Annotated in this window: 29 protein-coding genes; 14 read left to right on the forward strand and 15 right to left on the reverse strand. The window is 44.9% G+C overall.

Annotated features, from left to right (window positions below; all coding sequences use genetic code 11):
• Positions 1 to 14: 14 nt before the first annotated feature.
• The 5 genes from DN92_RS05365 (at position 15) to mnmH (ending at position 3,582) form a co-directional block, all read left to right on the forward strand.
• Positions 15 to 1,118, forward strand: a complete 1,104-nt coding sequence (locus tag DN92_RS05365; RefSeq protein ID WP_173960285.1) for a YeeE/YedE family protein — start codon at positions 15 to 17, stop codon at positions 1,116 to 1,118.
• A 22-nt stretch (positions 1,119 to 1,140) separates the two neighbouring features.
• Positions 1,141 to 1,578 (forward strand): YeeE/YedE family protein, encoded by a 438-nt coding sequence (locus DN92_RS05370; RefSeq protein ID WP_173960286.1) that lies wholly within the window; start codon positions 1,141 to 1,143, stop codon positions 1,576 to 1,578.
• A gap of 3 nt (positions 1,579 to 1,581) precedes the next feature.
• Complete coding sequence (locus tag DN92_RS05375) at positions 1,582 to 2,019, forward strand: DUF6691 family protein (protein ID WP_173960287.1); 438 nt, start codon at positions 1,582 to 1,584, stop codon at positions 2,017 to 2,019.
• A gap of 51 nt (positions 2,020 to 2,070) precedes the next feature.
• A complete protein-coding gene (locus tag DN92_RS05380) occupies positions 2,071 to 2,415 on the forward strand; it encodes a protein tyrosine phosphatase family protein (RefSeq protein WP_173960288.1) in 345 nt (114 codons plus the stop codon).
• Positions 2,416 to 2,508: 93 nt separating this feature from the next.
• Entirely contained in the window at positions 2,509 to 3,582 is a 1,074-nt protein-coding gene (gene mnmH / locus DN92_RS05385) for a tRNA 2-selenouridine(34) synthase MnmH (protein ID WP_173960289.1), read from the forward strand.
• Here the strand turns inward: mnmH and DN92_RS05390 are convergent.
• On the reverse strand, positions 3,579 to 4,757 hold the full coding sequence (locus tag DN92_RS05390) for an acyl-CoA dehydrogenase (RefSeq protein ID WP_173960290.1): 1,179 nt from the start codon (positions 4,755 to 4,757) through the stop codon (positions 3,579 to 3,581). The genes mnmH and DN92_RS05390 overlap by 4 nt on opposite strands.
• A gap of 247 nt (positions 4,758 to 5,004) precedes the next feature.
• Between DN92_RS05390 and DN92_RS05395 the strand changes: the two genes are divergently transcribed.
• Complete coding sequence (locus DN92_RS05395) at positions 5,005 to 6,612, forward strand: ABC-F family ATPase (protein WP_173960291.1); 1,608 nt, start codon at positions 5,005 to 5,007, stop codon at positions 6,610 to 6,612.
• Here DN92_RS05395 and DN92_RS05400 read toward each other — a convergent pair.
• The 8 genes from DN92_RS05400 to DN92_RS05435 form a co-directional block, all read right to left on the reverse strand.
• A complete protein-coding gene (locus tag DN92_RS05400) occupies positions 6,609 to 6,863 on the reverse strand; it encodes a DUF1289 domain-containing protein (protein ID WP_173960292.1) in 255 nt (84 codons plus the stop codon). The two genes, DN92_RS05395 and DN92_RS05400, sit on opposite strands and share 4 nt — an antisense overlap.
• Complete coding sequence (locus DN92_RS05405) at positions 6,860 to 7,975, reverse strand: GNAT family N-acetyltransferase (protein ID WP_254598256.1); 1,116 nt, start codon at positions 7,973 to 7,975, stop codon at positions 6,860 to 6,862. Before DN92_RS05405 ends, DN92_RS05400 begins: the two co-directional genes overlap by 4 nt.
• Before the next feature lie 72 nt (positions 7,976 to 8,047).
• Positions 8,048 to 8,434, reverse strand: coding sequence for a lactoylglutathione lyase (gene gloA, locus DN92_RS05410; protein WP_173960294.1), 387 nt, complete (start codon positions 8,432 to 8,434; stop codon positions 8,048 to 8,050).
• Positions 8,435 to 8,532: 98 nt separating this feature from the next.
• Entirely contained in the window at positions 8,533 to 9,327 is a 795-nt protein-coding gene (locus DN92_RS05415) for a peptidylprolyl isomerase (RefSeq protein WP_217426005.1), read from the reverse strand.
• Positions 9,328 to 9,378: 51 nt separating this feature from the next.
• A complete protein-coding gene (locus tag DN92_RS05420; protein WP_173960295.1) occupies positions 9,379 to 9,663 on the reverse strand; it encodes a BolA family protein in 285 nt (94 codons plus the stop codon).
• Complete coding sequence (locus tag DN92_RS05425) at positions 9,660 to 10,208, reverse strand: septation protein A (protein WP_173960296.1); 549 nt, start codon at positions 10,206 to 10,208, stop codon at positions 9,660 to 9,662. The genes DN92_RS05420 and DN92_RS05425 overlap by 4 nt, the downstream gene beginning before the upstream one ends.
• A gap of 26 nt (positions 10,209 to 10,234) precedes the next feature.
• The gene (gene msrB / locus DN92_RS05430) at positions 10,235 to 10,648 is read right to left on the reverse strand and encodes a peptide-methionine (R)-S-oxide reductase MsrB (RefSeq protein ID WP_173960297.1); all 414 of its coding nucleotides are present in this window, start codon (positions 10,646 to 10,648) and stop codon (positions 10,235 to 10,237) included.
• A gap of 18 nt (positions 10,649 to 10,666) precedes the next feature.
• The gene (locus tag DN92_RS05435; protein WP_173960298.1) at positions 10,667 to 12,133 is read right to left on the reverse strand and encodes a protein adenylyltransferase SelO; all 1,467 of its coding nucleotides are present in this window, start codon (positions 12,131 to 12,133) and stop codon (positions 10,667 to 10,669) included.
• Positions 12,134 to 12,187: 54 nt separating this feature from the next.
• Between DN92_RS05435 and DN92_RS05440 the strand changes: the two genes are divergently transcribed.
• Positions 12,188 to 12,670 (forward strand): PaaI family thioesterase, encoded by a 483-nt coding sequence (locus DN92_RS05440; RefSeq protein WP_173960299.1) that lies wholly within the window; start codon positions 12,188 to 12,190, stop codon positions 12,668 to 12,670.
• A gap of 22 nt (positions 12,671 to 12,692) precedes the next feature.
• Here DN92_RS05440 and DN92_RS05445 read toward each other — a convergent pair whose 3' ends face one another.
• On the reverse strand, positions 12,693 to 13,550 hold the full coding sequence (locus DN92_RS05445) for an NRDE family protein (protein ID WP_173960300.1): 858 nt from the start codon (positions 13,548 to 13,550) through the stop codon (positions 12,693 to 12,695).
• Positions 13,551 to 13,576: 26 nt separating this feature from the next.
• The gene (gene ygfZ / locus DN92_RS05450) at positions 13,577 to 14,584 is read right to left on the reverse strand and encodes a CAF17-like 4Fe-4S cluster assembly/insertion protein YgfZ (protein ID WP_173960301.1); all 1,008 of its coding nucleotides are present in this window, start codon (positions 14,582 to 14,584) and stop codon (positions 13,577 to 13,579) included.
• A gap of 91 nt (positions 14,585 to 14,675) precedes the next feature.
• On the opposite strand from ygfZ, the gene mltG reads away from it, so the two are divergent.
• The 6 genes from mltG to DN92_RS05480 all read left to right on the forward strand — a co-directional run bounded on the left by mltG (position 14,676) and on the right by DN92_RS05480 (position 19,593).
• Complete coding sequence (gene mltG, locus DN92_RS05455) at positions 14,676 to 15,683, forward strand: endolytic transglycosylase MltG (protein ID WP_254598257.1); 1,008 nt, start codon at positions 14,676 to 14,678, stop codon at positions 15,681 to 15,683.
• A 2-nt stretch (positions 15,684 to 15,685) separates the two neighbouring features.
• Positions 15,686 to 16,324 (forward strand): dTMP kinase, encoded by a 639-nt coding sequence (tmk, locus tag DN92_RS05460; RefSeq protein WP_173960303.1) that lies wholly within the window; start codon positions 15,686 to 15,688, stop codon positions 16,322 to 16,324.
• 12 nt (positions 16,325 to 16,336) lie between these two features.
• On the forward strand, positions 16,337 to 17,470 hold the full coding sequence (locus DN92_RS05465; RefSeq protein ID WP_217426006.1) for a DNA polymerase III delta subunit-related protein: 1,134 nt from the start codon (positions 16,337 to 16,339) through the stop codon (positions 17,468 to 17,470).
• Between the two features lie 11 nt (positions 17,471 to 17,481).
• On the forward strand, positions 17,482 to 18,270 hold the full coding sequence (locus DN92_RS05470; protein WP_173960305.1) for a TatD family hydrolase: 789 nt from the start codon (positions 17,482 to 17,484) through the stop codon (positions 18,268 to 18,270).
• On the forward strand, positions 18,267 to 18,968 hold the full coding sequence (locus DN92_RS05475; protein WP_173960306.1) for an ankyrin repeat domain-containing protein: 702 nt from the start codon (positions 18,267 to 18,269) through the stop codon (positions 18,966 to 18,968). Before DN92_RS05470 ends, DN92_RS05475 begins: the two co-directional genes overlap by 4 nt.
• An 85-nt stretch (positions 18,969 to 19,053) precedes the next feature.
• Complete coding sequence (locus tag DN92_RS05480) at positions 19,054 to 19,593, forward strand: ion channel (RefSeq protein ID WP_217426007.1); 540 nt, start codon at positions 19,054 to 19,056, stop codon at positions 19,591 to 19,593.
• A gap of 19 nt (positions 19,594 to 19,612) precedes the next feature.
• On the opposite strand, the gene DN92_RS05485 is transcribed toward DN92_RS05480, so the two are convergent.
• From DN92_RS05485 to hyi, 4 genes are read right to left on the reverse strand one after another with little or no spacing between them, the layout of a single operon-like run.
• Complete coding sequence (locus DN92_RS05485) at positions 19,613 to 20,623, reverse strand: DUF3108 domain-containing protein (protein WP_173960307.1); 1,011 nt, start codon at positions 20,621 to 20,623, stop codon at positions 19,613 to 19,615.
• Positions 20,624 to 20,630: 7 nt separating this feature from the next.
• Positions 20,631 to 21,218 (reverse strand): YqiA/YcfP family alpha/beta fold hydrolase, encoded by a 588-nt coding sequence (locus tag DN92_RS05490; protein ID WP_173960308.1) that lies wholly within the window; start codon positions 21,216 to 21,218, stop codon positions 20,631 to 20,633.
• Between the two features lie 8 nt (positions 21,219 to 21,226).
• Positions 21,227 to 22,123, reverse strand: a complete 897-nt coding sequence (locus DN92_RS05495; RefSeq protein WP_173960309.1) for a 2-hydroxy-3-oxopropionate reductase — start codon at positions 22,121 to 22,123, stop codon at positions 21,227 to 21,229.
• A 58-nt stretch (positions 22,124 to 22,181) separates the two neighbouring features.
• Positions 22,182 to 22,964 (reverse strand): hydroxypyruvate isomerase, encoded by a 783-nt coding sequence (gene hyi / locus DN92_RS05500; protein ID WP_173960310.1) that lies wholly within the window; start codon positions 22,962 to 22,964, stop codon positions 22,182 to 22,184.
• Positions 22,965 to 23,117: 153 nt separating this feature from the next.
• Here hyi and DN92_RS05505 point away from each other — a divergent pair, with 153 nt between their 5' ends.
• Positions 23,118 to 23,717 carry a hypothetical protein gene (locus DN92_RS05505; protein WP_173960311.1) on the forward strand — a complete coding sequence of 200 codons (600 nt, stop codon included), beginning with the start codon at positions 23,118 to 23,120 and terminating at the stop codon, positions 23,715 to 23,717.
• Positions 23,718 to 23,737: the final 20 nt, after the last annotated feature.

Consider the following 23,737-nt stretch of genomic DNA (forward strand, 5'->3'; position numbering starts at 1 on the left):
AGAGATTAAACGAGATGACCCCCGAGCACTTTATTTTATTCGCTACTCTTGGCCTCACCATGTTGCTGGGTGCAGTATTACAAAGGACTGGCTTTTGCACCATGGGGGCGATAGCTGATATTTTTTTAATATCACGCCTAGACAGAATTAGGCAATGGGCTCTAGCAATTGGCATATCAATCATTAGCGTGTCAATTTTTTCTGGCTTAGGAATTATTGATTCCACAAAGTCTATCTATGCCAACGCTAAGGTGATGTATCTGTCTGTATTGTTGGGTAGTATTCTATTTGGATGTGGCATGGTTCTCGCATCAGGCTGCGGAGCAAAAACACTGATTCGTATTGGTGGGGGCAATCTAAAATCTTTGGTAGTTTTTATTGTGATGAGCTTAGTAGCCTATATGACCCTGCGGGGATTTTTAGGTGTAATTCGTGTTGATTTCTTGGATTCAGTCTTCTTTACCTTATCAGGGCCGCAGGACTTACCGAGTGTTTTATCTTCTACGTTTGAAGTGAGTCGTCCTGTAATGCACTTGTCCTTAGGCTTGCTAATTGGTGGCGGACTCATCTTATTTGCATTGCTCAGTAAATCATTCTGGACTTTCAATAACCTTTTGGCAGGTTTAACTGTTGGTTTTTCGATTAGTTTGATGTGGCTTATCTCTGGGTATCTTGGCTATATTCAGGAAGATCCAAACACTCTACAAGAAGCTTTCTTACTAACCAATTCCGGGAAGATGGAAAGTCTTTCCTTTGTTGGTCCATATGCATATGCTATTGATTGGTTGATGTTTTATAGCGATGCTTCCAGAGTTCTTACCATCGGCATCGTTGCTGTTTTGGGTTTGACCTTGGGTTCTGCGCTATACGCAATCCAAGCTAGAACTTTTCGATGGGAGTCCTTTTCGAGTGTTGAGGATACCGCCAACCACCTGGTGGGCGCATCGTTCATGGGCTTTGGAGGTATAGCTGCTTTGGGCTGTACTTTTGGTCAAGGTTTAAGTGGTATCTCCACCCTCGCTATCAGCTCCTTTTTGGCAATAATCGGCTTTTTTGTTGGCGCCTATTTAGCATTGCATTACCTTCAAGCACGCCTTGCCCTAAAACCCTGTAGTTAGTTATTCGGATGGATCAAATAATATGCAGATTAATTGGTTAGCTTTTACTCCAGGCCCCGCATTTTTTGGCGGGATATTACTGGGAATTGCGGCAGCATTATTTGTCATTTTGCATGGCCGTATTTTAGGTATTAGCGGAATCGTATCTGGCTTGCTTTCACCAAAAGAGGGTGATGTCCATTGGCGCCTCAGTATTTTATTGGGATTGCTAAGTGCACCGTTTTGGGCAAGCTTGTTATTTGACCTTCATACAGTAACTGTTATTGATGCTGATTGGATGGTCATTATTGTTGCTGGCTTGTTGGTGGGATTTGGGGCGCAATACGGTTCAGGCTGTACTAGTGGTCATGGTATATGTGGCTTATCTCGTCTATCCCCAAGATCTTTAGTTGCAACTGCATGTTTCATGAGCGCTGGTTTTTTAATGGTGTTTGTGACTCGCCATATATTGGGTTTTTAAATCATGAGAAGACATTTCCAGTTTTATAGTCAATATCTGATTGGCGTCTTATTTGGACTTGGCCTCATCATCTCCGGGATGAGCAATCCAGAGAAGGTCCTGAGTTTTTTGGATATCACTGGCGCCTGGGATCCATCCTTGATATTTGTCATGGTCGGAGCGATTGTTGTTGGTCTTGGCGGCTTTTATTTGGTCTCTAAGCGCTCTAAAGCCTTCTTCGGTGGCGCCCTCCATATTCCGACAAGAACAGCTGTTTCTAGGCCCCTCGTGATTGGTAGTCTGATTTTTGGTGCTGGGTGGGGTATTGCTGGTTTCTGCCCAGGCCCTGCAATTGTTGCTCTTGGAGCCGGCCATCTGAAAGCGCTTATTTTTGTATTGGCTATGTTAGCTGGTATGGCTTTATGCAACCGCTTCTTTACAGGTCACAAAAATTTAGTCTGATTTAAAATCTCAGCCATAGCTTTTAAATTCTTTTTACATTTTGAGGTTCAGATGAGTCTTCCTATTGCTTGCCACACCGATCAATTCGGTACCCTGGGTCAGATTGGCCCAAGCCATTTAGCTGAGATTGTCGAACAAGGTTATAAAAGCGTAATTAATAATCGCCCTGATTTTGAAGGCGGCCCTGATCAGCCTACTAGCGCTCAAATACAGGCGCAAGCATTAGCACTTGGCTTGAACTACGCCTTTTTGCCGGTAGTCTCTGGGGCACTCACACCTGATCAAGTCGTTGAAATGGCGCACTTACTTAAAACTATGCCTGGGCCAATTTTAGCTTTCTGTCGTTCGGGTGCTCGCTCTACCAACCTATATCATCTGGCTCAGCAAGTTCGCTAATCCTTGATTGACAACAGGGGCTGATAAAGATTGATATGAAGAAAAGTGTTGCTGATGCTTCTGTGTATTCCGCTTTTCTAGCTAGGATGCTATTTGCAGCCCATTAATCCACACCTACTGAGCCTGGAGAAGCTGTCTTCATCATTACATGAATTTAGCGCGATCATTGATGTTCGTTCTCCTGCAGAGTTTGCCTTAGACCACATTCCTGGCGCCATTAACCTCCCCGTTTTAAATAATGAAGAGCGTATTGAGATTGGCACCTTGTATAAACAAGTCTCCCCATTTGCTGCTAAGAAATTGGGCGCTGCCTATGTATCTCGCAACATTGCTTACCACTTGGAAAATTCACTCATCGACTTTCCAAGAGAGTGGCGCCCCCTGGTTTACTGTTGGCGTGGGGGAGAGCGCAGTGGAGCCTTTACTCATATCCTCAATCGTATTGGCTGGAAAGCATTACAGCTACAAAGTGGTTATCAAGGCTTCCGGCGTGTTGTGATTGATGGCCTTGACCAGGCAGCCAAACAATTTTCCTTTCAGGTTGTAGCTGGAATGACTGGTAGCGGAAAGACTCGAATTCTTCAGGAGATTGGAGCCCTTGGTGAGCAGATCTTGGATCTTGAAGGTTTAGCAATTCATCGTGGGTCTGTTCTTGGAAATGAGCCGAATATTGAACAGCCCTCACAAAAGGGGTTTGAAACCAATCTCTGGAATGCACTGAATTCTCTCGATCCCTCTAAGATTGTGTATGTTGAATCTGAAAGTAAGAAGGTGGGGGGATTGCACATACCCGATTCCTTAATGGAGCGAATTCGTGAGGGCCAATCCATAGAACTTCGCTCTAGTACCAACACACGCGTCGCTTGGTTATTGCGTGAATATCATCACTTCTTGTCCAATCCCGAAAGCTTTAAAGAAAAGTTAGGCTTATTGACCTCTCGATATGGCAAGGATCAAATTACCAAATGGCATACGTCAATTGATGCAGGTGAGTTTGGTAGTTTGGTCGAAGAGCTGCTGGTGATGCATTACGACCCATCGTATCAATCTTCAATTATTCGTAATTTTCCCAGCTATCGCGAAGATCACTTTGTAGAACTTCGTGATGATAGCGATGAAGCCTTTGCACTCGCAGCAAAGAACCTCATCACCAAGGTAAATACTTAACTAAAAGCCTGAATACCAGTTTGAGCACGACCCAAAATCAGGGCGTGGATATCGTGCGTTCCTTCATAGGTATTAACAACTTCAAGATTAAGCATGTGACGGATCACGCCATACTCATCCGAGATTCCATTTCCACCGTGCATATCTCTTGCAAGACGCGCAACATCTAGAGACTTGCCACAGGAGTTGCGCTTCATAATCGAGGTAATCTCAGGAGCAGCAATACCTTCATCCTTCATGCGACCTAAACGCAAGACGCCTTGAAGGCCGAGTGTGATTTCTGTTTGCATATCAGCCAATTTCTTCTGGATGAGTTGGTTTGCAGCCAGTGGGCGATCAAATTGCTTGCGATCCATCGTATATTGGCGCGCGGCATACCAGCACCATTCAGCAGCACCAAGCGTACCCCAGGCTATACCGTAACGGGCCGAATTTAAGCAAGTAAACGGACCTTTGAGGCCAGTAATTTCAGGGAATTCATTTTCAGCGGGTACAAACACCTCATCCATGACGATTTCACCAGTGATGGAAGCTCTGAGACCCATCTTGCCGCTGATCTTGGGTGCAGATAAGCCCTTCATGCCTTTTTCTAAAATAAAGCCTCTGATCAAGCCCTCATCATTTTTAGCCCACACGACAAAGACGTCTGCGATTGGGGAATTAGAAATCCACATCTTCGAACCAGTTAAAGAAAAGCCACCTGGTACTTTTTTAGCTCTAGTGATCATGCCACCCGCATCTGAACCATAGTTTGGCTCGGTCAATCCAAAACAGCCAATCCATTCGCCGGTTGCCAGCTTAGGAAGGTATTTCTGTTTTTGGGCTTCACTACCAAATTCATTAATGGGAACCATCACGAGAGAGGATTGAACACTCAGCATGGATCGGTAACCAGAGTCTACGCGCTCAATTTCTCGGGCAATTAACCCATAAGAAACGTAATTGAGGTTTGCGCCACCGTATTCTTCGGGAATGGTGATGCCTAAAAGGCCTAATTCACCCATCTCGCGAAAGATGGCGGGGTCGGTAGTTTCATTGCGAAATGCATCGTGAATGCGGGGCATTAAGCGACCCTGAGCATATTCTGCAGCGGCATCGCGCACCATGCGCTCATCCTCAGTCAGTTGTGTATCTAAGAGTAGGGGATCTGCCCAATTAAAACTAGCTTTACTCATTTTTTACGACTCCTAAATTTCTGATAAAAGGCATAAACCCGTCATGTTTGTGTCATCGGGTTTCTTAATGACTCTATTATCCATTTTTCACCGTTAAACCGCTTGACTGCTGATATATGTGGGGTCTTGCTAGGTGGCGAGCTCAAATTTGAGGCATTTTCCTCTGAAGCCGTTAAAATATGGATCTTTGATGCAAAAGCTGCATCCGCCCCCAAGAATTTGAATAACAGAAAGTAAAAACCCATCCGTGTTGTCAGCATCCAATATCACTATGCAGTTTGGGGCAAAGCCCTTGTTTGAGAATATTTCCGTTAAATTTGGCGGTGGTAATCGCTATGGCTTGATTGGCGCCAATGGCTGCGGTAAATCTACTTTCATGAAGATTTTGGGTGGTGAGCTTGAACCCACCAGCGGCAATGTGAGTCTGGACCCAGGGATTCGCTTAGGCAAGCTTCGTCAGGATCAATTTGCCTATGAAGATCAACGTGTACTCGATGTAGTAATGATGGGTCATGAAGAGATGTGGAAAGCCGCCGCTGAGCGCGATGCCATCTACGCCAACCCAGATGCTACTGATGAAGATTATATGAAGGCTGCTGAGCTCGAAGGAAGTTATGCAGAGTATGGTGGCTACACAGCAGAAGCTAAAGCAGGGGAGTTGCTGTTAGGTATCGGTATTCCAATTGAGCAACACAATGGCCCAATGAGCAATGTGGCTCCTGGATGGAAATTGCGCGTACTCTTAGCCCAAGCCTTGTTTTCCGATCCAGATGTCTTACTTTTGGATGAGCCAACCAACAACTTGGATATTCATTCGATTCATTGGCTTGAAGATATTCTGAATCAAATCAAAAGTACGATCGTGATTATTTCTCATGATCGCCACTTCTTAAATGAAGTGTGTACGCATATGGCTGATATGGACTTTGGAACACTAAAGGTCTATCCCGGTAACTATGACTCTTATATGTTGGCTTCTGTTCAAGCGCGCGCGCAACAGTTAAGCTCAAACGATAAGGCTAAGGAAAAGATTGCTGAACTACAGGCTTTCGTCAGTCGATTTTCTGCGAATGCTTCTAAGGCACGTCAAGCGACATCGCGTCAAAGACAGCTGGAGAAAATTGAGATCACTGAGATTAAACCCTCTTCACGTCAAAACCCATTTATTCGTTTTGACTCTGAGAAAAAACTTCACAATATGGCAGTCGAGTGCAATGCATTGACTAAAGCCTATGACCGACCTATTTTCAAGAATTTTAAGATTGGCATTCGTGCTGGTGAAAAGATTGCAATTATTGGTCAAAATGGCGCTGGTAAGACAACGCTTCTCAAGACACTGCTCAGCAAACGCTTCAGTGGCATTCCAGCTGACAGTGGTGATGTGAAATGGGCGGAGAATGCCAATGTCGGCGTTATGCCACAGGACAATACCGAACTGTTCGCAAAAGATGAAATCTTGATGGACTGGATGAATGAGTGGCGAAATACTGGCGATGACGATCAAGTGATCCGCGGCACCTTAGGTCGTCTCTTATTTTCTGGGGATGATATTGGTAAGTCTGTAAAGGTGCTTTCCGGTGGTGAGAAGGGTCGTATGATTTGGGGTAAGTTGATGCTGCAAAAACACAACGTACTCGCCATGGATGAGCCAACAAACCACATGGATATGGAATCTATTGAGAGCTTACAGATTGCGCTTGAGAAATACGAAGGTACTTTGATTTTCGTTTCACATGACCGCGAATTTGTTTCTGCTTTAGCCAATCGCATCCTTGAGGTCAAGATGGATGGAACCATTGCCGACTACTCTGGAACCTACGAAGAGTATTTGCGCAGCCAAGCCCTGGCTGGCTAAGTATTTTTGACTTGACGTTGGAAGCGCATTGCAGTGCCATCTGCACGGATGCGTTTCCAGACAGAATCTTTTTCTTCTTGACTAAAAAATACCCAGTTACTCACTTCACCTAATGTGCGACCGCAGCCCTGGCAGATTTCGTCATAGAGGGTAGTGCAGACGCCAATGCAGGGAGAGTCAGAGGCATCATCACCAACGGCTAAAGAATTGGCTCCAGCTTGCTCTGGCGTGTTGTTATTCGATATGGTCATGCCAGTACTTTAGACGATTTCAAGGGAATGTGTTGCTCGAGCTCATCTACGTATGCCGCCATGCCTTCATGCTCACGTTCTAAGAAGCGCTTGACCGCATTAGAAAAGCCGGCATCTGCAATCCAATGTGCGGAATGCAATGTGGTGGGCAAAAATCCCCTAGCCATTTTGTGCTCACCTTGAGCGCCGCCCTCGAATATCTGAATTTGCTCTTTGATGCAATATTCAATTGCCTGGTAATACGCCAACTCAAAATGTAAGCAGGGGATGTGCTCAATGGCGCCCCAATAGCGTCCATAGGCTGTTGATGTATGCCGGTCAACCACGAGCAGTGATGAGGCAATGGGTCGCTCATTTTGGATGGCAATGATGAGGTGGAAATTCTCAGGCATGCCCGCTCCGAGTAATTGAATGCATTCTTCCGTTAAATATGGAGAAGAGCGATGCTCTTTATAGGTATTTTCATAACAGCGATAAAAGAATGCCCAATCATCTGCTGTGGCTATTGAACCAGGGATGTGTCGATATCGAATATCGTGATTAGCGACGGCAGCACGTTCTCGCCGAATATTTTTTCGACGCTTCATCGTTAAGTCAGCAAGAAATTGCTCAAAATCTTGGTATTGAGCATTGCGCCAGTGAAACTGAACTGAATCACGCAGCATAAATCCTTGTTTCTTCAGCTCCTCCAGTTCGTCATTTTCTGGGAAAAGGACATGCGCAGAGGAGAGTTGGTTTTGAGTTACTAGCGTTTTTAACCCGGCAACTAAGGTTTCTTGAATAATCTGTTTGTCTACAATGGTTGATACGAGTAGCCTAGGCCCACGGACCGGAGTAAAGGGAATGGCAGACAACGCCTTTGGATAGTAAGGCAGATTGTTCTGTTCATACGCTTGAGCCCAAGCCCAATCAAATACAAACTCCCCGTAGGAGTGCTGCTTCAAATAAAGAGGCATTGCTCCCAACAGCCTGGATTCTGAGTCCTCAACGAGTAAGTGAGCCACTTGCCAGCCGGTATTACCACCTACACAGCCCGTAATTTCTAACGTATTCAGAAAGGCATAGCTTAAAAAGGGTCCAGCGTCAGGTGCTAGCAGGGTATTCCAATCCACCTCAGCAATTTCTGAAAGCCTTTGAATTACCCGTAGTTGTAAAGCATTTTGTTTCACCTGAATCAGAGCAGTTCAGTGTTGAATTAATTCAATTTTGTATCCGTCTGGATCTGTAACAAAGGCGATGATAGTGTCGCCACCCATTACGGGGCCAGCTTCCCGAGTGACATTGCCCCCAGCAGACTTAATTTTCTCGCACGCAGCATAGGCATCATTAACCCGGATTGCAATATGCCCATAGGCATTGCCTAAGTCGTAAGTCTCGGTACCATAGTTATAGGTGAGTTCAATTTCTGATTGCCCGTCAAGATTGCCTTTCCCAAAACCGACAAAGGCCAGGGAATATTTTTGCTCTGGACGTTCGGTAGTGCGAAGCAAGTTCATCCCTAAAACTGTAGTGTAGAAATCAATTGAGCGAGTCATATTACCGACTCTAAGCATGGTATGCAGGATCATCATGAATCCAATATAAAGGTAAATGGTGTTTTTCGTCAGCCAATAAAAAACCCAGGGTATTCGCCTGGGTCTAATGGCTGGAGAGAGCTACTACTTCAGCCTTACTGGATTTTTGCTTTAGCCCGTAGCTTTTGCATCAATTCAGAGAATTTGGCTTTTTGCCAATTCTGGTCAGATGCGATCATCTGCTTTAATTGGTCTTTGATTTCTTCCATACTCGGCGCCTTGACATCGCGCACGTCATCCAGCTTGATGATATGCCAACCGAATTGAGTTTTGACCGGTTTATCCGTGACTTGACCTTTCTTTAGCTGCACCATTGCCTTGGAGAATTCAGGAACAAGTGCTTTATCACTTACCCAACCAAGATCGCCACCATTTGGTGCTGAGCCAGGATCTTTCGATTTTTCTTTAGCGATTTGCTCAAAGTTACCACCGGCTTTAATTTGCGCTGTGATTGCTTTGGCATCCGCTTCTTTTTCCACCAAAATATGTTCTACGTGATATTCCTTGCCGGTGTATTGACCCTTCACTTGTTCATAAGCAGCCTTGAGTTCAGCTTCGGCAACGCCTTCTCTTTCTAAGTAATCTTCAAAAACAGCGGCAATCAAAACACCCATCTTGGACTGCTCAAGCTGCTCACGCACAGATTCCTTTTGCGTGATGCCACGATTATTGGCTTCTTGCAAAATGAGCTCACGCGTTACTAGCATTTCTCTAGCCTGCTCTCGTACTTGCGGGTTGTCTGATTGGTTCGATTTTTGAACTAATTTATCCAGCTGCGCCTTGGGAATTGCCTTTCCATTCACGATGGCTGCATTTTGAGCGCAGACCGCTGATGAGAGTAGGGTGGTGCTAATGGCGCTGATGGTCAAAATTTGGCGTATGTTCAACATAATTTAGAGAATGATAAGTAAAGGTATTTGAGATCTTAAAGCAATCTGTGCCTAATCAGTGCTTTCACTAGGCGTGAATGCCAGGATGGTGAGAGCATGGATTGCAACAGGAAAGTGTCTATTTAAGGCGGCGTAGATAGCCCTATGACGTGCTACCTTCGTCATTCCCTCAAATTCTGCAGCCCTGATGGTAAGTTTGAAGTGCCCTCCACCAGTGGCTGCGCCAGCATGACCTGCGTGAAGATGACTTTCATCCTCAATTGTTAACTGAGTCAGCTGGAATGCCGACCTTAAATCAGCCTCAAAAAGGGCAATTCGATCTTGGTTAATGCTCATTTAGCGGGATCCTCCATATGGCGGGTAAGCCAGACACCTTGTAGGACCACAAAAATGACCAGTAATGCCGTGCTACCGAACAGCTTAAAGTTAACCCAGGTTTCTTCTGAGTACTCAAAGGCAATATAGAGATTAAGGGCGCCCATAAAAAAGAAGAAGGTTGCCCAAGCCATGTTGACTTGATGCCAAATAGACTTCGAATTGTGCTCCTTCAGAGTGATCTGCTTGCCCATTAAAACTTGAATCCAGTTTTTTTGGAAAAATTGAGCGCTTATAAACAGTGCACCTGCAAAAAGCCAGTAGAGGGCAGTAGGCTTCAATTGAATGAAGGTTTTATCGTGCAAAAAAATGGTCAGACTGCCGAACACTAGGATCATCACTAGACTGACCCATTGCATGGCATCAATCTTGCGGTGACGGTAATACACCCACAGTATCTGTCCGATAGTAGCAACCATCGCTACGATAGTCGCCGTATAAATATCGCCAAACTTAAAAGCGATAAAAAATAAAATGATGGGAAATAAGTCAAATAAAAATTTCATAAAGAGATTATCCAGCTATTTATAAATTACTCTGCTTTTTTAGGGACTGCATTATCAGAGGGTTCGAATTTTAAAGATGCAGAGTTGATGCAATAGCGAAGTCCCGTGGGCTGAGGGCCATCATTAAATACGTGGCCTAGATGTGCATCACACTGGGTGCAGCGGACTTCAGTGCGAATCATGCCGTGCGTTACATCCCGAATTTCGGTAATCACTTTATTGCTGTCTGGCGCGTTATAGCTTGGCCAACCGCAACCGGCATCAAACTTGGTGGATGATTCAAAAAGCGGTGTGTCACAGCAGATGCACCGATATTGGCCAGCAGTCCAATGATCCCAGAACTCACCAGTAAATGGTCTTTCTGTTGCCGCCTCGCGCGTTACTCGATATTGAATATCGCTTAATGTGTTTTTATATTCCTGATCTGTTTTTTTGGTCATATTAATAAAGTTATTGGATTATGAGGAACAGCTGACTTCAATACGCTGCATATCTGCAGGAGGTGGTTTTGAATAATGATCAAACTTTACCTGCTCATCAAAAGGATTGCTGAGTATTTGAAGAAGTGTATTTATCTCAGAAAAATCATCCTGCTGCGCTTTTTCAATTGCTAGTTGTGCAAGGTGATTTCTGAGAATGTATTTAGGGTTTGTTTGATTCATTAGCTCTTTCCTGGACTCATCATTAAAGTCTTCCGATTGAAGTCTGCTGAGATAATCAGAGAACCATTGATCAATATTGTCACGATCGATAAACTCATTTCTCTGAATAATATCTGTCGTCTTAGAGTCTTTTTGAATATTGCTGAGATTGCGGAAGAAGTTTGTAAAATCTACGCTTGAGTCGTGCATTGCCTGCATTAGACGTTCAATTAAAGTAATGTCGCCATCCTGCTCGGATTGCAAGCCCAGTTTCTGCCGAAAAGCCTGCTGCCATTCTTTAGCGTAGGTCACAGGAAATGCCTCAAGGGCTGTGCGCAAGAGTGCCTGGGATTCATCACTGGAGCGCTCTAATTCCAGCAAAGGTAGCATTGCGCTAGCAAGGCAGGCCATATTCCAGTGCATGACTTGTGGCTGGCGATGATAAGCGTATCTGCCGCTATGATCACTGTGATTGCAGGCATGATCAATTTCAAATTGGTCTAAAAATCCAAAAGGGCCATAGTCAATAGTGAGACCTAGAGCACTAATGTTGTCGCTATTTAGAACGCCATGACAAAACCCTACAGCTTGCCATCCGGCAACTAATTTGGCATTCCGAGTGGAAATCTCTTTAAATAGATTCAAATAGGAATCTTTACCAGTACCGCACTCTGGATAGAATTTCGCAATCAGGAGGTCTGCTAACTCTTTCAGTCGAGCAGTATTTTGTAGCGATGCAAAGTGTTCAAAGTGGCCAACACGAATGAAGCTGGGGGCGAGACGAGAACACACTGCTGCAGTTTCCATTGTTTCTCGTCTAATAGCTTGCTTCGATCCAACTACAGCAAGAGCACGACTTGTGGGTATCCCGAGTGCATACATTGCTTCGCTGCATAGAAACTCACGAATAGAGGATCTTAAGACTGCTCTACCATCCCCCATTCTGGAATAATGCGTCTTGCCTGCGCCTTTTAGCTGAAGTTCTAATTCATCAATATCTCCTAAGAGGATGGCGCGCCCATCACCCAATTGCCCCGCCCACACACCAAACTGATGACCGCTGTAGGCTGTTGAAATTGGGTTCGAAAATGAGAGCTTTCCTACATTCAATTGATTGCCTGCCAAAACCTGGAGCCACTCCGGATCTCTAGGTAAGCCGTTGGCTCCAAGCTCCATTTGTATGAGCTTAGCTGCAGAAGACGAAAATGCGACCCAATAGGGATTGGGAAGGGAGGTGGGATTGGTGGGTTGGCAAACATCATCGCCATGAAGGGTAAAAGGCATATTTGTATTCTATGGGTAATTCACAAGCATCGCAGAAGCCTCTAGAATGACCCTATGACAAATAAAGTACAACTGAATGCGGCAACTCAGCTTGCCAATCTGGGCGAAGAGCTTAATGTCCCCTTTTTAAAGTTACTAGGGGTGCGTCTAATTAGCGCTGAAATGGGTAAGGGCGAAATACTCCTCGCCTTAAAGCCAGAACACACAAACACTTGGGATGTGGCCCATGGTGGCGTATTGCTCACCCTAATGGACGTTGCTATGGCTGTTGCCGCTAGGTCTAGTGATCCCGATGATCGCAGTGTTGTGACAGTCGAGATGAAAAATAATTTCATGCAAGCCGCCAATGGTGTTTTGCGCGTCAAAGCAGATACTGTCCGTCGTACTGCCACAATGGCTTTTTGTGAGGCTAAGCTTTACAACGATCAGGGTGAGGTCTGCTGTATGTCAACAGGAACTTTTCAATTTTTAAAGCGATTAGCTAGCAAAAATGCGAGTGGGGAACGGGTCGTCAATGCGGACTCACGCCAGAAGTAACGATTTGGCGGGTATTGAATGTCTAGACTGAAAGGTTTGATCCTGGTACTGCGCTCAGTTCTCCAGTAACAACGTCATGGCCTACTGTGCCATTGACATCAAAGCGCCTTTCTACCATTTCAAATTGACCATCTTTGCGTACCCGCAAAATGGTACTTGAACGTGTTCCGTAAGAGGGTGTCTTAATAAATGCAGCAGATAAAGCCCTCTCCCAATCTGGATTGACGCCGGTACTAGGCAACTCTTGCGGACTTGCCTCATGCGTGTCGGCCAAGAGGCGTAAATAGTGATCGGAGTTCTTGAGTTGACCACTATCCATTGCTAGCGTCTGAGCAAAAGCTGCAACCCGGTGATTGACTTTGGGCCAGGGTGTGTCGAGCATGGCATTCGATAGACCATATACCCCAGGACTTAAGGCCTGCTCAGGAAAAACTTTTCTTGGGCGAATATTTTGCCCCATCATCAGGCGATTGCTAACCCAATGCATTTCTGCATTTTCTGGATCGCTAAGATCCGCCATTAAGAGATTAAAGCCGTTGTATTGCTCAAACTGTTTGGCATTTTCTTGAATGTAGGCATGGGGTTTATGTTGCCCCGTCAGGTAGCGCAAACTCAACTCCCCACGAGTGCGTGCATCAGGTTTTTTTTCACTAGGCGCCCTTACATTAGTAAGCGCTGCGAAGCGACCTGTCTTTGTAAAACCAAGCCAAGTGCCCGGGCTACCTAAGACATCTGCCCGATCCTTCCCCGCTAAGACGTGCGGGTGTTCCGGCCACCATCCCATGGGCTCAGTTTTGCGCTCGTAGAATTCATCTCGATTCGCAGCTACCACTAATGGATAGTCTGGATGTGATTTCCAAGCAAAGAGAATGAGGCACATAAAAAATAAAAGTTGATGAGATCGAGTTAAATTTCTATCAAAGGGTAGGGTAGTGATTCCATTTTTAACACGGGGCCATCACTACTACCTAGATGAATTTCTCCAGCAACTAAGGCATCGAGCTTGCATTCGATCTGAAAGTCTATGCGATCAGGGTGGTCCGGGTTTAATGCTGCAAGTACTACCATACCGCAAGGCTGGGCAGCATCAGCCTCATGAAACAACTCTATACCCGGTTTAGCTAATTCCTTTGAGGACAGGCTTGATGCATTGTGTGCGAGCTGTAGCCTTCTCTTTACAGCGCCACGATATTGGCTGCGGGCAACGATTTCTTGACCCGGATAGCAACCTTTCTTGAAATCCACACCTGCAACAGATTCAAAGTTCACCATCTGGGGAACAAATTGTTCTTGGGTAGCTGAAACAATGCGGGGGATTGCGCTTAGTACCTCCAATGAGTTCCAGTGCGCTAGAGCAGATTCATCGGTTTTTAGTGAATCAGATTCGGTTTTCTTTTGAGCAATCAGTACACGCTTGAATAACTGATTGCCACTCAATACATCGGGCATCTGTAATGCGAGTGAGTGTTTAGGTGTAGAAATGAGGTCTTCCACTTGATTTTCTTGATAGGCGCCGCAAACCTCCCAATCATTTGAAGCATCAAGTACTTTTACTTTTGATCGCAGGACGTACATCGATAGCCGTTTTGCCGTACTAGCCGCGATATCTTTAGAAATAAAGAGGGCAAAACGATCATCTGATTCTATCGATTCAGGACAGAGAGCTAGCCAAGCGCTAGCCAAAAGACGGCCTTTTGGGTTGCAGTAGCCGATCAGGCGGACCGCATCAGAACCCTCAGCAGTTTCACCGGGAATGGTTCGCTTCAGGCCCAAAACAGAATTACTCAGTTGATTTTGAAGTAGAGCAGCAGCATCTGGGCCTTCCACCAAGATCAAACCCCAATCAGAAAGTGCGGTAATTCCGGAGTTCAGGTGGGTATTGGGCATAGTGTGATTTTTCGAGCTGAGCGTCATGAGCTTTTATCATAGCTTGATGAGCGGAAAATTTCAGAGAAAAAGTCTCTTTTTAAAAAGGACCAATGGTAGAGGGTCTTGGCGAACTTACTTGATTTATCTGCTGGGTCTTATCAGCGTTTTCTACGGAGCAATTTTTTTAATTCCCGTTGTTCCTATTGCAAGTAATAGCTCAGCAGATAGCGTTTACAGGGTAAAAATAGCCCCTCAATCAGGCTTAAGCGCGATTTCGCAACAGTTATCTGACCAAGGTATTCCATCGAATGCTCTGATTTTTCAGTTGGCTGCAAGAGGGCTTTTCGTGGGCTCAAAACTGAAGCCGGGGACTTATCTGCTGCCAACCCACGCGAGCCTAGGGATCATCCTATTGCAAATAGCTCGGGGTGACCGTGTTCGGGAAAGTATTGCGATTATTCCCGGCATGACTATTTGGCAACTCAGGAAAATAATTGACGCACATCCAGCGCTAATCCATCAAACTAAAGGTATGGGTTCTCAGGAGCTATTGCAGGCCTTAAACCTTTCTTATCCCGGTGATGAGGGGCTTTTCTATCCAGATACCTATATTTTTGACCCAGATGACTCCGATCTTTCCATTTATAGACGCGCTTCTCAAGCTATGCAAAAGCAATTGAATACAGCTTGGGAGCAAAAAGAGGCGACTAGCCCCTTAAAAAACCCTTACGAATTACTCATTTTGGCCTCGATTGTCGAAAAAGAGACTGGGCGGTCAAGCGATCGATCCCAAGTAGCCGCAGTATTTATCAACCGCCTCAACTTAAAAATGCCGCTACAGACAGATCCAACAGTCATTTATGGCATTGGCCCGAACTTTGATGGCAACCTTCGAAAAGCTAACCTTCGCAAAGACAGTCCCTACAATACTTATATGAACAAAGGTTTGCCACCAACCCCTATCGCAATGCCGAGTAAGGAGTCCCTCCTCGCGGTTATTCATCCAGCAAAAAGCGATGCTATTTATTTCGTGGCTCGAGGCGATGGCAGTAGTCATTTTTCCAAAACCTTGCAAGAGCATGAAAAGGCAGTTGATCAATTCCAACGAAAACGCAGTCCTACCAAAACATACTCAAAACCCTAGTTATGACAGATCAATTTTTAGGTTACTTTATTACCTTTGAAGGCATCGATGGTGCTGGTAAGAGCACGCATATTGAATCCTTCGCTAAGCTGATGAAAGAGCGTTATCCAGAGCGCAATATTGTTGTGACTAGAGAGCCAGGAGGCACTCAATTAGGTGAGCAATTACGCGCCTTATTGCTAGATGCTCCTATGAATTTAGAAACTGAAGCATTATTAATGTTTGCCGCACGTCGTGAGCACATTGCACAAGTAATAGAGCCGGCATTGATGGCCGGTAGCATCGTGATATCCGATCGCTTTACAGACGCCAGCTTTGCCTATCAGGGTGGTGGACGTGGCTTAAGTCTAGAAAAGTTAAATAGTTTAGAAAAATGGGTTCAAGGGCGTTCAGATGGCACTTTGCTTCAACCCAATCTCACTTTTTTATTTGATTTGCCAGGCTCGATTGCTGAAGCCAGAAGATCTAAAGTCCGTGTCCCAGATAAGTTTGAGCAGATGGATTTAGATTTCTTTGAAAAAGTACGTCAAGAATATTTACGCAGAGCAAAAGCAGACCCTCAGCGCTTTCACTTAGTCGATGCTACTCAAAACCCAGAAGCGATCTGGAATGAGCTTAAGTCATTAGAGATCAAGCTCTAAATGGGTGATGCAATGTTTTCAGAAATCTCTGATAAGAAAATAGCACCCTGGCTTGAACCCATTTGGAATGGTATCGACCTATCCGCATTTCCAAGTGCAGTATTGATTCATGGTCAATCAGGTATTGGTAAGTTTGAATTTTCAATCGAGTTAGCTAAGGCACTATTGTGTGAGGCTTCGGCTTCAGCCAAACCCTGCAATCAATGTGAGGGCTGTCGCTGGTTTGACTCCGGTAATCATCCCGACTTTATTGCGCTGGTACCAGAAACACATCGCAAACTATTGCCTCATGGTGACTTTGATACCGATGTCGATACGCCTAAAAAATCGAAGGCTAGCCAAAGTGATGCCGATGGTGATTCACCAGAGAAAAAGGAAAAGAAAAGTATTTCTATTGAGGATGCTCGTAGCGCAATTGAAGGTCTTTCGATTGGCTCACATCGCGGAGGCAATCGAGTGATATTGGTTTATCCACTCGAAATGCTAAGGTCTGACTCAGCAAATACCTTACTGAAGTCTCTTGAAGAGCCGCCCAAAAATACAATCTTTATTTTGTTGGCTGACCGCCTTGATCGAGTTTTGCCAACCATTCGCTCTCGTTGTCGTTTGCTATCAGCACCAAGACCAGATCGTGTCAGTGGATTACATTGGTTACGCGCTCAATTGAATAATGTGCCCGGGTTAAAAATAAGTGATACGGATGTTGAATCTATTTATGACGAGCAGGGTGGGGCGCCATATGCAGTTTTAGATTCTTTAATTGCCCGTCATCTTCAGGATGATAAAGACGAGCTCACTATTAGTATCCAAGCTTCAAAATATTTATTGCAAGCAATGTCGCAGGGCGCTCGCATGAATTGGTTGGATACCGCTGATAAGATTCAAAAAGCGCGTTATGCAGTTTTATTGGCGACTATGCAACGCTGGATTTCTGACTTACAAAGTTGCGTGCAAATGGGCAACCCTCGTTATTATCCTAAACACCAAGCCTCTCTAGTTGCCCTTGCAAAACAAGCGCGCCTATCCAAGCTACTGCGTTTTTGGAAGTCTCTCATTCAGGCGCGCCGCCATGAAAATCACCCTCTGGCTACCCGTATTCAATTGGAGGCCCTACTTTCTCAATACCAACAGGTATTTGAAGACTAAAATGGTCAGCAATGTTCATAGACTCCCATTGCCACCTCGATTTCCCTGAATTTCAATCCCGTTTACCTGAGGTTTTGGAGAATATGGCCGCAAGCAAAGTGAGTCATGCCCTTTGCGTATCGGTTGATATTCCTGACTTTCCAAAGGTTCGCAAATTAGCTGAGGATCATCATCATTTGTTTGCCTCTGTTGGGGTCCATCCTGATTATGAAGACACACCAGAGCCTACTTTTGAGTTTTTGGTCGAGGAAGCCAAGCATCCGAAAATAATCGCCATTGGTGAAACAGGGCTTGATTACTACCGCATGGGTGATCGCAGTTACGAGTCCATGGAGTGGCAAAGAGAGCGGTTTCGGACCCATATTCGAGCATCTATTGCTTCTGGTAAGCCCTTGATTATTCATACTCGGTCATCCTCTGAGGATACTCTGAGGATACTAAAAGAGGAGGGTGCAGATCGCATTGGTGGGGTAATGCACTGCTTCACAGAAACCACTGAAATGGCCAAAGCGGCGATTGATATGGGATTTTTTATTTCCTTTTCAGGCATCGTGACCTTTAAGAGCGCCAAAGACTTGCAAGAAACCTGCAGGCAGGTGCCTTTAGAGCGCATGTTGATCGAAACAGATTCTCCTTACTTGGCGCCAATTCCATATCGCGGTAAAACTAATGAGCCTGCTTGGGTTTCTAAGGTGGGTGAATTTGTAGCCGATCTCAAAGGTGTGACTGTAGAAAGATTGGCTGAGCAAACTTCAAGTAATTTTTTCCAATGTTTTCAATTAAATAGAGCATTATCATGAGAATTCCGTTTAAATTAAATCAGCTAATTAATGCTAGCTTGCTGAGTATCTCTAGTGCAGCTTTTGCCCAAACTGCAGCTCAAATTACCGATTTCACAAAAGCGGCTAAGTTTGATGATGTTTCTGAGGTACAAGCTCTCATTAAAGCGGGAGTTAGTCCAAATACCCTGGATCCTAAGGGTAACCCAATGTTGATCCTAGCTATACGTGATCAGTCGCTTAAGGTGACAGATTTACTTCTTACTAATAAAACAATTGACGTCAATTTAACCAACCAGAATGGCGAAAACCCACTCATGATGGCGTCTATTGAAGGTCAATTGCCTCTAGTGGAGACTTTGGTACTTAAAAACAAAGCTGAGATCAATAAGACTGGTTGGACTCCATTGCATTACGCCTGTACTACCGGAAAATTGAGTGTTGCCGAGTTCCTAGTATCTAAAGGTGCGAAAGTAAATGCATTGAGTCAGAGCGAAACAACGCCTCTAATGATGGCTGTTGGCTCAGGTAATGATCAATTAATAAAATTCTTATTGGACAACGGCGCTGATTTACGGATGCGCAATCATGAAGGTTATTCAGCGATTGATGTTGCAACATTATTCAGTAAAGACGATATTCGTGAGGGCTTAATGTCACGCTGGCAGAAGCTTTACAAAGAGCCATATCCAGGCGGTCCAAAGAAGTCTCCTACATAAATATCATATGCTATACCTGCGTATAATCATTATTATGTCAAATAAGAAATTACACCAATACGCCGGCCCTAATCTCTAGTAATTCATGTCCATATTTGAACACATAACAAATCTTCCCGGCCTGAACAATTTACCCAGTTTCAGCACGCTGTTTGCTGAAATTAATACAGATATGGGTAATAGTGAGATCTGGTTCGTGTTGGTTTTGGCCTGTTTGATGCTGACATTTCATGGTTTAGCTGTATTGATGATTGCAGGTGCATTCCATTGGCTTGATAGTAAGCTTGAAAACAAGCGCGTTTATGGAGCTAATTTCCTCTCGTACTTCATGGCTATTTTGTTAATTATTGCCAGTCATTTGTCAGAAATCGTTGCGTGGGCTTATGTCTGCGTTGCTTTGCAAGTGTTTCCCACTAATCCCCAAACTTTTTATTTCGCCGGCGAGATGTACACCACGGTTGGATTTGGCACCTACAACTTATCTGAACAATGGAGAATCTTGCCCATCATCATCTCCTTCACGGGTATTTTTGCCGTCTCCATGTCTGGTGCAGCGCTTTACTCAATGATGGGCGCTTTACTTGGCAGATCCAATAAGAGCCCAAAATCAGGCACTGGATTCTAGGCCTGTCTACTTCTGAGCGTTAGTTGAAGAGCTTTGCTTTATCAACAGGTGCTCTCTGCTTGAATACTAGCTCTAGAACACGTCCATTGGACTCTAGAGAGCGCATTCTTCCTGGTAGCCAATCCAGATCCTTAGCCAGCCAAATATCTACCTGGCGCTTATAAGGACTGCTTTCACGTTGCATTAAGGCGTAATGGCGGTTAACTGACTTACCGAGGCTCGGAATATCTTCCGAATCCTTCTCACCATAACTTTTAAACTGCCACATCTCTAAGGTGTCATAGTCGACAACTGGTATACCTCGAATACTTCCAGCCTCGTCAATCTGATCGCTGCCATTGAGTAGAGAGGCAAGTTGAAACATCAGACTAAATCGGTCTTGGGTGCCTGGAAGTAAATCAGGGGTAAATTCAGGCTTCTCTGAGAAATACATCTTCCCTGCCCCATTTTGATCTCGATCGAAGCGAGAGAACCGTGGTGGTTTTGTACCCCGCTGTGTCCAGTAAATCGATGGCGCTATGCCATATGCATCAACAGAGCCGCGAGATTCGAATACAAATGGCCCAACTACCGCATAAGGGATATTGATGTAGAGGCGATAGTTGTTGCCCTCGGTGATCCAATCAAGTTGTGCCGTTTGAAGTATTTGCCCATCAAGATAAGCATCAAAATAAAACGTTCCAGATTCAGGAAGGCGAAAAGCTTGTCCAGATTGATTGCCTAAGGCGCCAGACTTCCCTACCCCCTCACCATTTGAATCTGGTAGAGGATCAGCAGAGATTGATGATGAGGTTTTGGGCTGCGCTTTCTTTTTTGGCGCACTCGTGAGCAGAATCTTTTTAAGGGGCTCTACTCGAAGCTCTGTTTTGATAATCAAATCTTCAGGAATAGGAGGCGCACTACCGAGCGAGAAAAATGGCAAGCCAAAAAATACAATCAAATGCCCAAAAACTGAAATGACGATGGCAGCCACCAATATCCACAGCGATCTTCTGCGAATAAATTGAATGAACTTGCCAGATGCATCCATTACAAAATCAATGCTCGATAAATTTAATTACTGCTGGCAAGTGGTTTGCATAGTCAGCAATACCATGATCGCTACCCTCTAAAACAAGTTGCTTGGCTCCTGAATAAAAAGCCACCATTTCCTTCCAGTCGAGTAACTCGTCGCCCTTAGCTGCGATTAAGAAATAACGTACTGGATTTGAAATTGCATGTACTTGTAAGTCTCGAAGCTCTTCAATGTACTCGGCCTTAAAGTCGAACGGCTCCTCGCTATCGTAAGCGGTCATCATACCGACATGAGGCTCCAATTCTCTTGGGGCATACACTGCAGGATTGAGAGCAACACCCTTGCATTGGTATTTCTCGGCAAGGTAGTTGGTATAAAAGCCACCCAAGGAGGACCCAATAATCACTACACGGTCAGCGCTCGATTGATCAATATGCTTGACTACCATTTTCATACTCTCTTTCGGCGAAGCGAGTAATTGCGGGCAATACCATTCATATAGATCACTGGCCGTCGACAGTGCCTGCACCGCCTTCCCAGTCATGACCGCCTTGCTTGAATTCGGTGATGAACGAAAGCCATGAAGATAAACGAGTAGAGTTTTGCGCATGAAATCTCTTAAACTTTCTGACCAATTTCAAAGTTGGCCATCTTCTCAAGGGCTTTCACCATAGCAGAGTGATCCCAAGCCTTACCACCATGTGCGCTGCAGGAGTTCAATAGCTCTTGGGCAGTTGCGGTATTAGGCAAAGAGACGCCCAAAGCCTTAGCACTGCTCAGTGCAAGATTAAGATCCTTTTGATGCAATTCAATCCTAAAGCCCGGATCAAAGGTTCTTTTGATCATGCGCTCACCATGCACTTCTAATATCTTGGAGCTAGCAAAGCCGCCCATCAATGCTTCACGAACCTTGGCTGGGTCAGCACCTGCCTTAGAAGCGAATACCAGCGCTTCAGCAACGGCTTCAATATTTAAGGCCACAATGATTTGATTGGCTACCTTAGTGATTTGACCAGTACCGTTGCCGCCTACCAAAGTAATGTTCTTACCCATTAACTCAAAGACAGGCTTTACCTTAGTAAAGGTTTCTTCGCTACCACCCACCATAATAGTGAGAGTTGCACCTTTAGCACCAAGCTGACCACCGGAAACGGGAGCATCTACATATTCACACCCAAGAGCATTAATTTTTTGGGCAAATACTTTTGTGGCAATTGGAGAAATTGAGCTCATATCCACCACAATCTTGCCCTGGGTTAAACCAGCAGCAATACCGTGCTCGCCAAACAGAACTTTTTCTACATCGGGGGTATCGGGCACCATCGTGATAATGATGTCTGCTTTTTGCGCCACCTCTGTAGGGCTAGCGCAAATAATTGCTGCGCTATTGGCAAGTTCTGCAGGAACCTGGCTGCGGGTGTTGACAAACACTTCATGGCCTGCAGCAACCAAATGGCCTGCCATTGGGGCACCCATAATACCTAGACCAACAAAACCGATTTTTAATTTACTCATGACTGCATTCCTAATGTATTAATTTTTAATGTGAATTGATGTCAGCTGTATTACATGATCAATGTTGCTCGTATTGACCCATCCATCCTAGACCTGCTGCAGTAGTTTTAAGGGGCTTGTATTCACAGCCGATATAACCTGAATAGCCTAAACGATCTAAGAGATCAAATAAGTAGGCGTAATTAATTTCACCGGTACCAGGTTCATTGCGGCCCGGATTATCAGCCAGCTGGATGTGTGCAATACGACTTAAGTGCTTCTGAATCGTATTAGCCAGCTCCCCTTCCATGCGCTGGGCATGGTAGATGTCGTACTGTAAGTAAGCATTATCTGAACCAACAGCGTCCAGAATGGCAATACCCCGCTCTGTTTTAGAGAGGTAAAAGCCAGGGATATCAAAAGTATTAATCGGCTCAATGAGAAGTTTGAGGCCAGCTTTTTTAAGCTCACTGGCTGCATATTGAAGATTACCCACCAAGGTGTCATGTAACACTTTTGAATCAACTCCTGCTGGGGCTTTCCCAGCAAGGCAGTTTAATTGGGGGGCGCCAAGGACAGAAGCGTACTCAATGGCCTTAGTCACTCCAGAGCGAAACTCTTCAATACGATCTGGCAAGCAGGCAATACCACGCTCTCCTGCATCCCAGTCACCCGCAGGTAAATTGTGCAAAACCAACTTTAAAGCGTTGTTATCTAGAGCAGATTTAATCTCTTGCACATCATAGGCATACGGAAAAAGGAACTCAACTGCGGTAAAGCCTCCAGTTTTCGCTAGCGCAAAGCGCTCTAAGAATGGGACTTCATTAAAAAGCATAGTGAGATTGGCGGCAAAACGGGGCATTTGATTCCTTTGGTTTATTGCTCTATGTAAGGTGTTGATGTTATCAAAGAAGCCCATAAGTTTCCTTAGCTGTCAAACACTGCTACTTAATGCAAATTTGGGGCTGAAAATACGCTAATATTGATATAGAACTACTCAATACTAAGGAAAGCCATGAAAATGAAATTCGCCCCAATTACCCTCGTCGTTGCCGCCTTGTTTGCAGGCCCAGCATTAGTAATGGCTCAGACCCCCGTTGCGGCAAATGCTGTTGTGGTTGATGCAGCAATGACGGACACTGTTTTCCAGCTTTATGAGGGCACTGTTACTAAGATTGATAAGAAAACACGTACGATTTTCTTTCAAAACAATGATGGTGAATCTAAGTTTATTGCCGGCCCTGAGATCAAAAACTTTGATCAGATTAAAAAAGGTGATCGCCTCAATGTGACCTATGAGCTTGCTGTTGCAATTGAGTTGATCAAAACCAAGAGCGATGGTATTCGCAGTAAAGTTGAAACATCATCAGAAGCGACTTCAAAAGCCGGTGAAAAGCCAACACGCACAATTAGCAATACCACCACTATCATCGCCGATATCGTTGCCGTGGATCGCGCTAAGAAGCTGGTTTCAGTTAAGGGTCCGAGCGGTAAGGTCACTGTAGTAACCGTGAAAAACCCACAGCTTTTAGCCGACGCAAATGTTGGCGAGCAGGTTAAGGTGATTTACTTTGATGCCATGGCTGCATCGATCACCACTCCGAAGAAGAAGTAGCATCAAAAGAAATGTGCTGT

This window comes from Polynucleobacter arcticus (assembly GCF_013307205.1).
Lineage (GTDB): Bacteria > Pseudomonadota > Gammaproteobacteria > Burkholderiales > Burkholderiaceae > Polynucleobacter > Polynucleobacter arcticus.

What these genes read in the sequence shown, in the direction of transcription:
- DN92_RS05445 (WP_173960300.1), bottom strand. Translation starts at nt 13,550, where the DNA reads ATGTGCCTCATTCTCTTTGCTTGGAAATCACATCCAGACTATCCATTA.
- tmk (WP_173960303.1), top strand. Translation starts at nt 15,686, where the DNA reads ATGACAGATCAATTTTTAGGTTACTTTATTACCTTTGAAGGCATCGAT.
- DN92_RS05420 (WP_173960295.1), bottom strand. Translation starts at nt 9,663, where the DNA reads ATGAGCATTAACCAAGATCGAATTGCCCTTTTTGAGGCTGATTTAAGG.
- DN92_RS05465 (WP_217426006.1), top strand. Translation starts at nt 16,337, where the DNA reads ATGTTTTCAGAAATCTCTGATAAGAAAATAGCACCCTGGCTTGAACCC.
- DN92_RS05375 (WP_173960287.1), top strand. Translation starts at nt 1,582, where the DNA reads ATGAGAAGACATTTCCAGTTTTATAGTCAATATCTGATTGGCGTCTTA.
- DN92_RS05485 (WP_173960307.1), bottom strand. Translation starts at nt 20,623, where the DNA reads ATGGATGCATCTGGCAAGTTCATTCAATTTATTCGCAGAAGATCGCTG.
- DN92_RS05365 (WP_173960285.1), top strand. Translation starts at nt 15, where the DNA reads ATGACCCCCGAGCACTTTATTTTATTCGCTACTCTTGGCCTCACCATG.
- DN92_RS05490 (WP_173960308.1), bottom strand. Translation starts at nt 21,218, where the DNA reads ATGCGCAAAACTCTACTCGTTTATCTTCATGGCTTTCGTTCATCACCG.
- DN92_RS05400 (WP_173960292.1), bottom strand. Translation starts at nt 6,863, where the DNA reads ATGACCATATCGAATAACAACACGCCAGAGCAAGCTGGAGCCAATTCT.
- DN92_RS05370 (WP_173960286.1), top strand. Translation starts at nt 1,141, where the DNA reads ATGCAGATTAATTGGTTAGCTTTTACTCCAGGCCCCGCATTTTTTGGC.
- DN92_RS05495 (WP_173960309.1), bottom strand. Translation starts at nt 22,123, where the DNA reads ATGAGTAAATTAAAAATCGGTTTTGTTGGTCTAGGTATTATGGGTGCC.
- DN92_RS05415 (WP_217426005.1), bottom strand. Translation starts at nt 9,327, where the DNA reads ATGTTGAACATACGCCAAATTTTGACCATCAGCGCCATTAGCACCACC.
- DN92_RS05425 (WP_173960296.1), bottom strand. Translation starts at nt 10,208, where the DNA reads ATGAAATTTTTATTTGACTTATTTCCCATCATTTTATTTTTTATCGCT.
- DN92_RS05435 (WP_173960298.1), bottom strand. Translation starts at nt 12,133, where the DNA reads ATGCCTTTTACCCTTCATGGCGATGATGTTTGCCAACCCACCAATCCC.
- DN92_RS05475 (WP_173960306.1), top strand. Translation starts at nt 18,267, where the DNA reads ATGAGAATTCCGTTTAAATTAAATCAGCTAATTAATGCTAGCTTGCTG.
- gloA (WP_173960294.1), bottom strand. Translation starts at nt 8,434, where the DNA reads ATGATGATCCTGCATACCATGCTTAGAGTCGGTAATATGACTCGCTCA.
- DN92_RS05480 (WP_217426007.1), top strand. Translation starts at nt 19,054, where the DNA reads ATGTCCATATTTGAACACATAACAAATCTTCCCGGCCTGAACAATTTA.
- DN92_RS05505 (WP_173960311.1), top strand. Translation starts at nt 23,118, where the DNA reads ATGAAAATGAAATTCGCCCCAATTACCCTCGTCGTTGCCGCCTTGTTT.
- hyi (WP_173960310.1), bottom strand. Translation starts at nt 22,964, where the DNA reads ATGCCCCGTTTTGCCGCCAATCTCACTATGCTTTTTAATGAAGTCCCA.
- msrB (WP_173960297.1), bottom strand. Translation starts at nt 10,648, where the DNA reads ATGACCAAAAAAACAGATCAGGAATATAAAAACACATTAAGCGATATT.
- ygfZ (WP_173960301.1), bottom strand. Translation starts at nt 14,584, where the DNA reads ATGACGCTCAGCTCGAAAAATCACACTATGCCCAATACCCACCTGAAC.
- DN92_RS05440 (WP_173960299.1), top strand. Translation starts at nt 12,188, where the DNA reads ATGACAAATAAAGTACAACTGAATGCGGCAACTCAGCTTGCCAATCTG.
- DN92_RS05470 (WP_173960305.1), top strand. Translation starts at nt 17,482, where the DNA reads ATGTTCATAGACTCCCATTGCCACCTCGATTTCCCTGAATTTCAATCC.
- DN92_RS05390 (WP_173960290.1), bottom strand. Translation starts at nt 4,757, where the DNA reads ATGAGTAAAGCTAGTTTTAATTGGGCAGATCCCCTACTCTTAGATACA.
- DN92_RS05380 (WP_173960288.1), top strand. Translation starts at nt 2,071, where the DNA reads ATGAGTCTTCCTATTGCTTGCCACACCGATCAATTCGGTACCCTGGGT.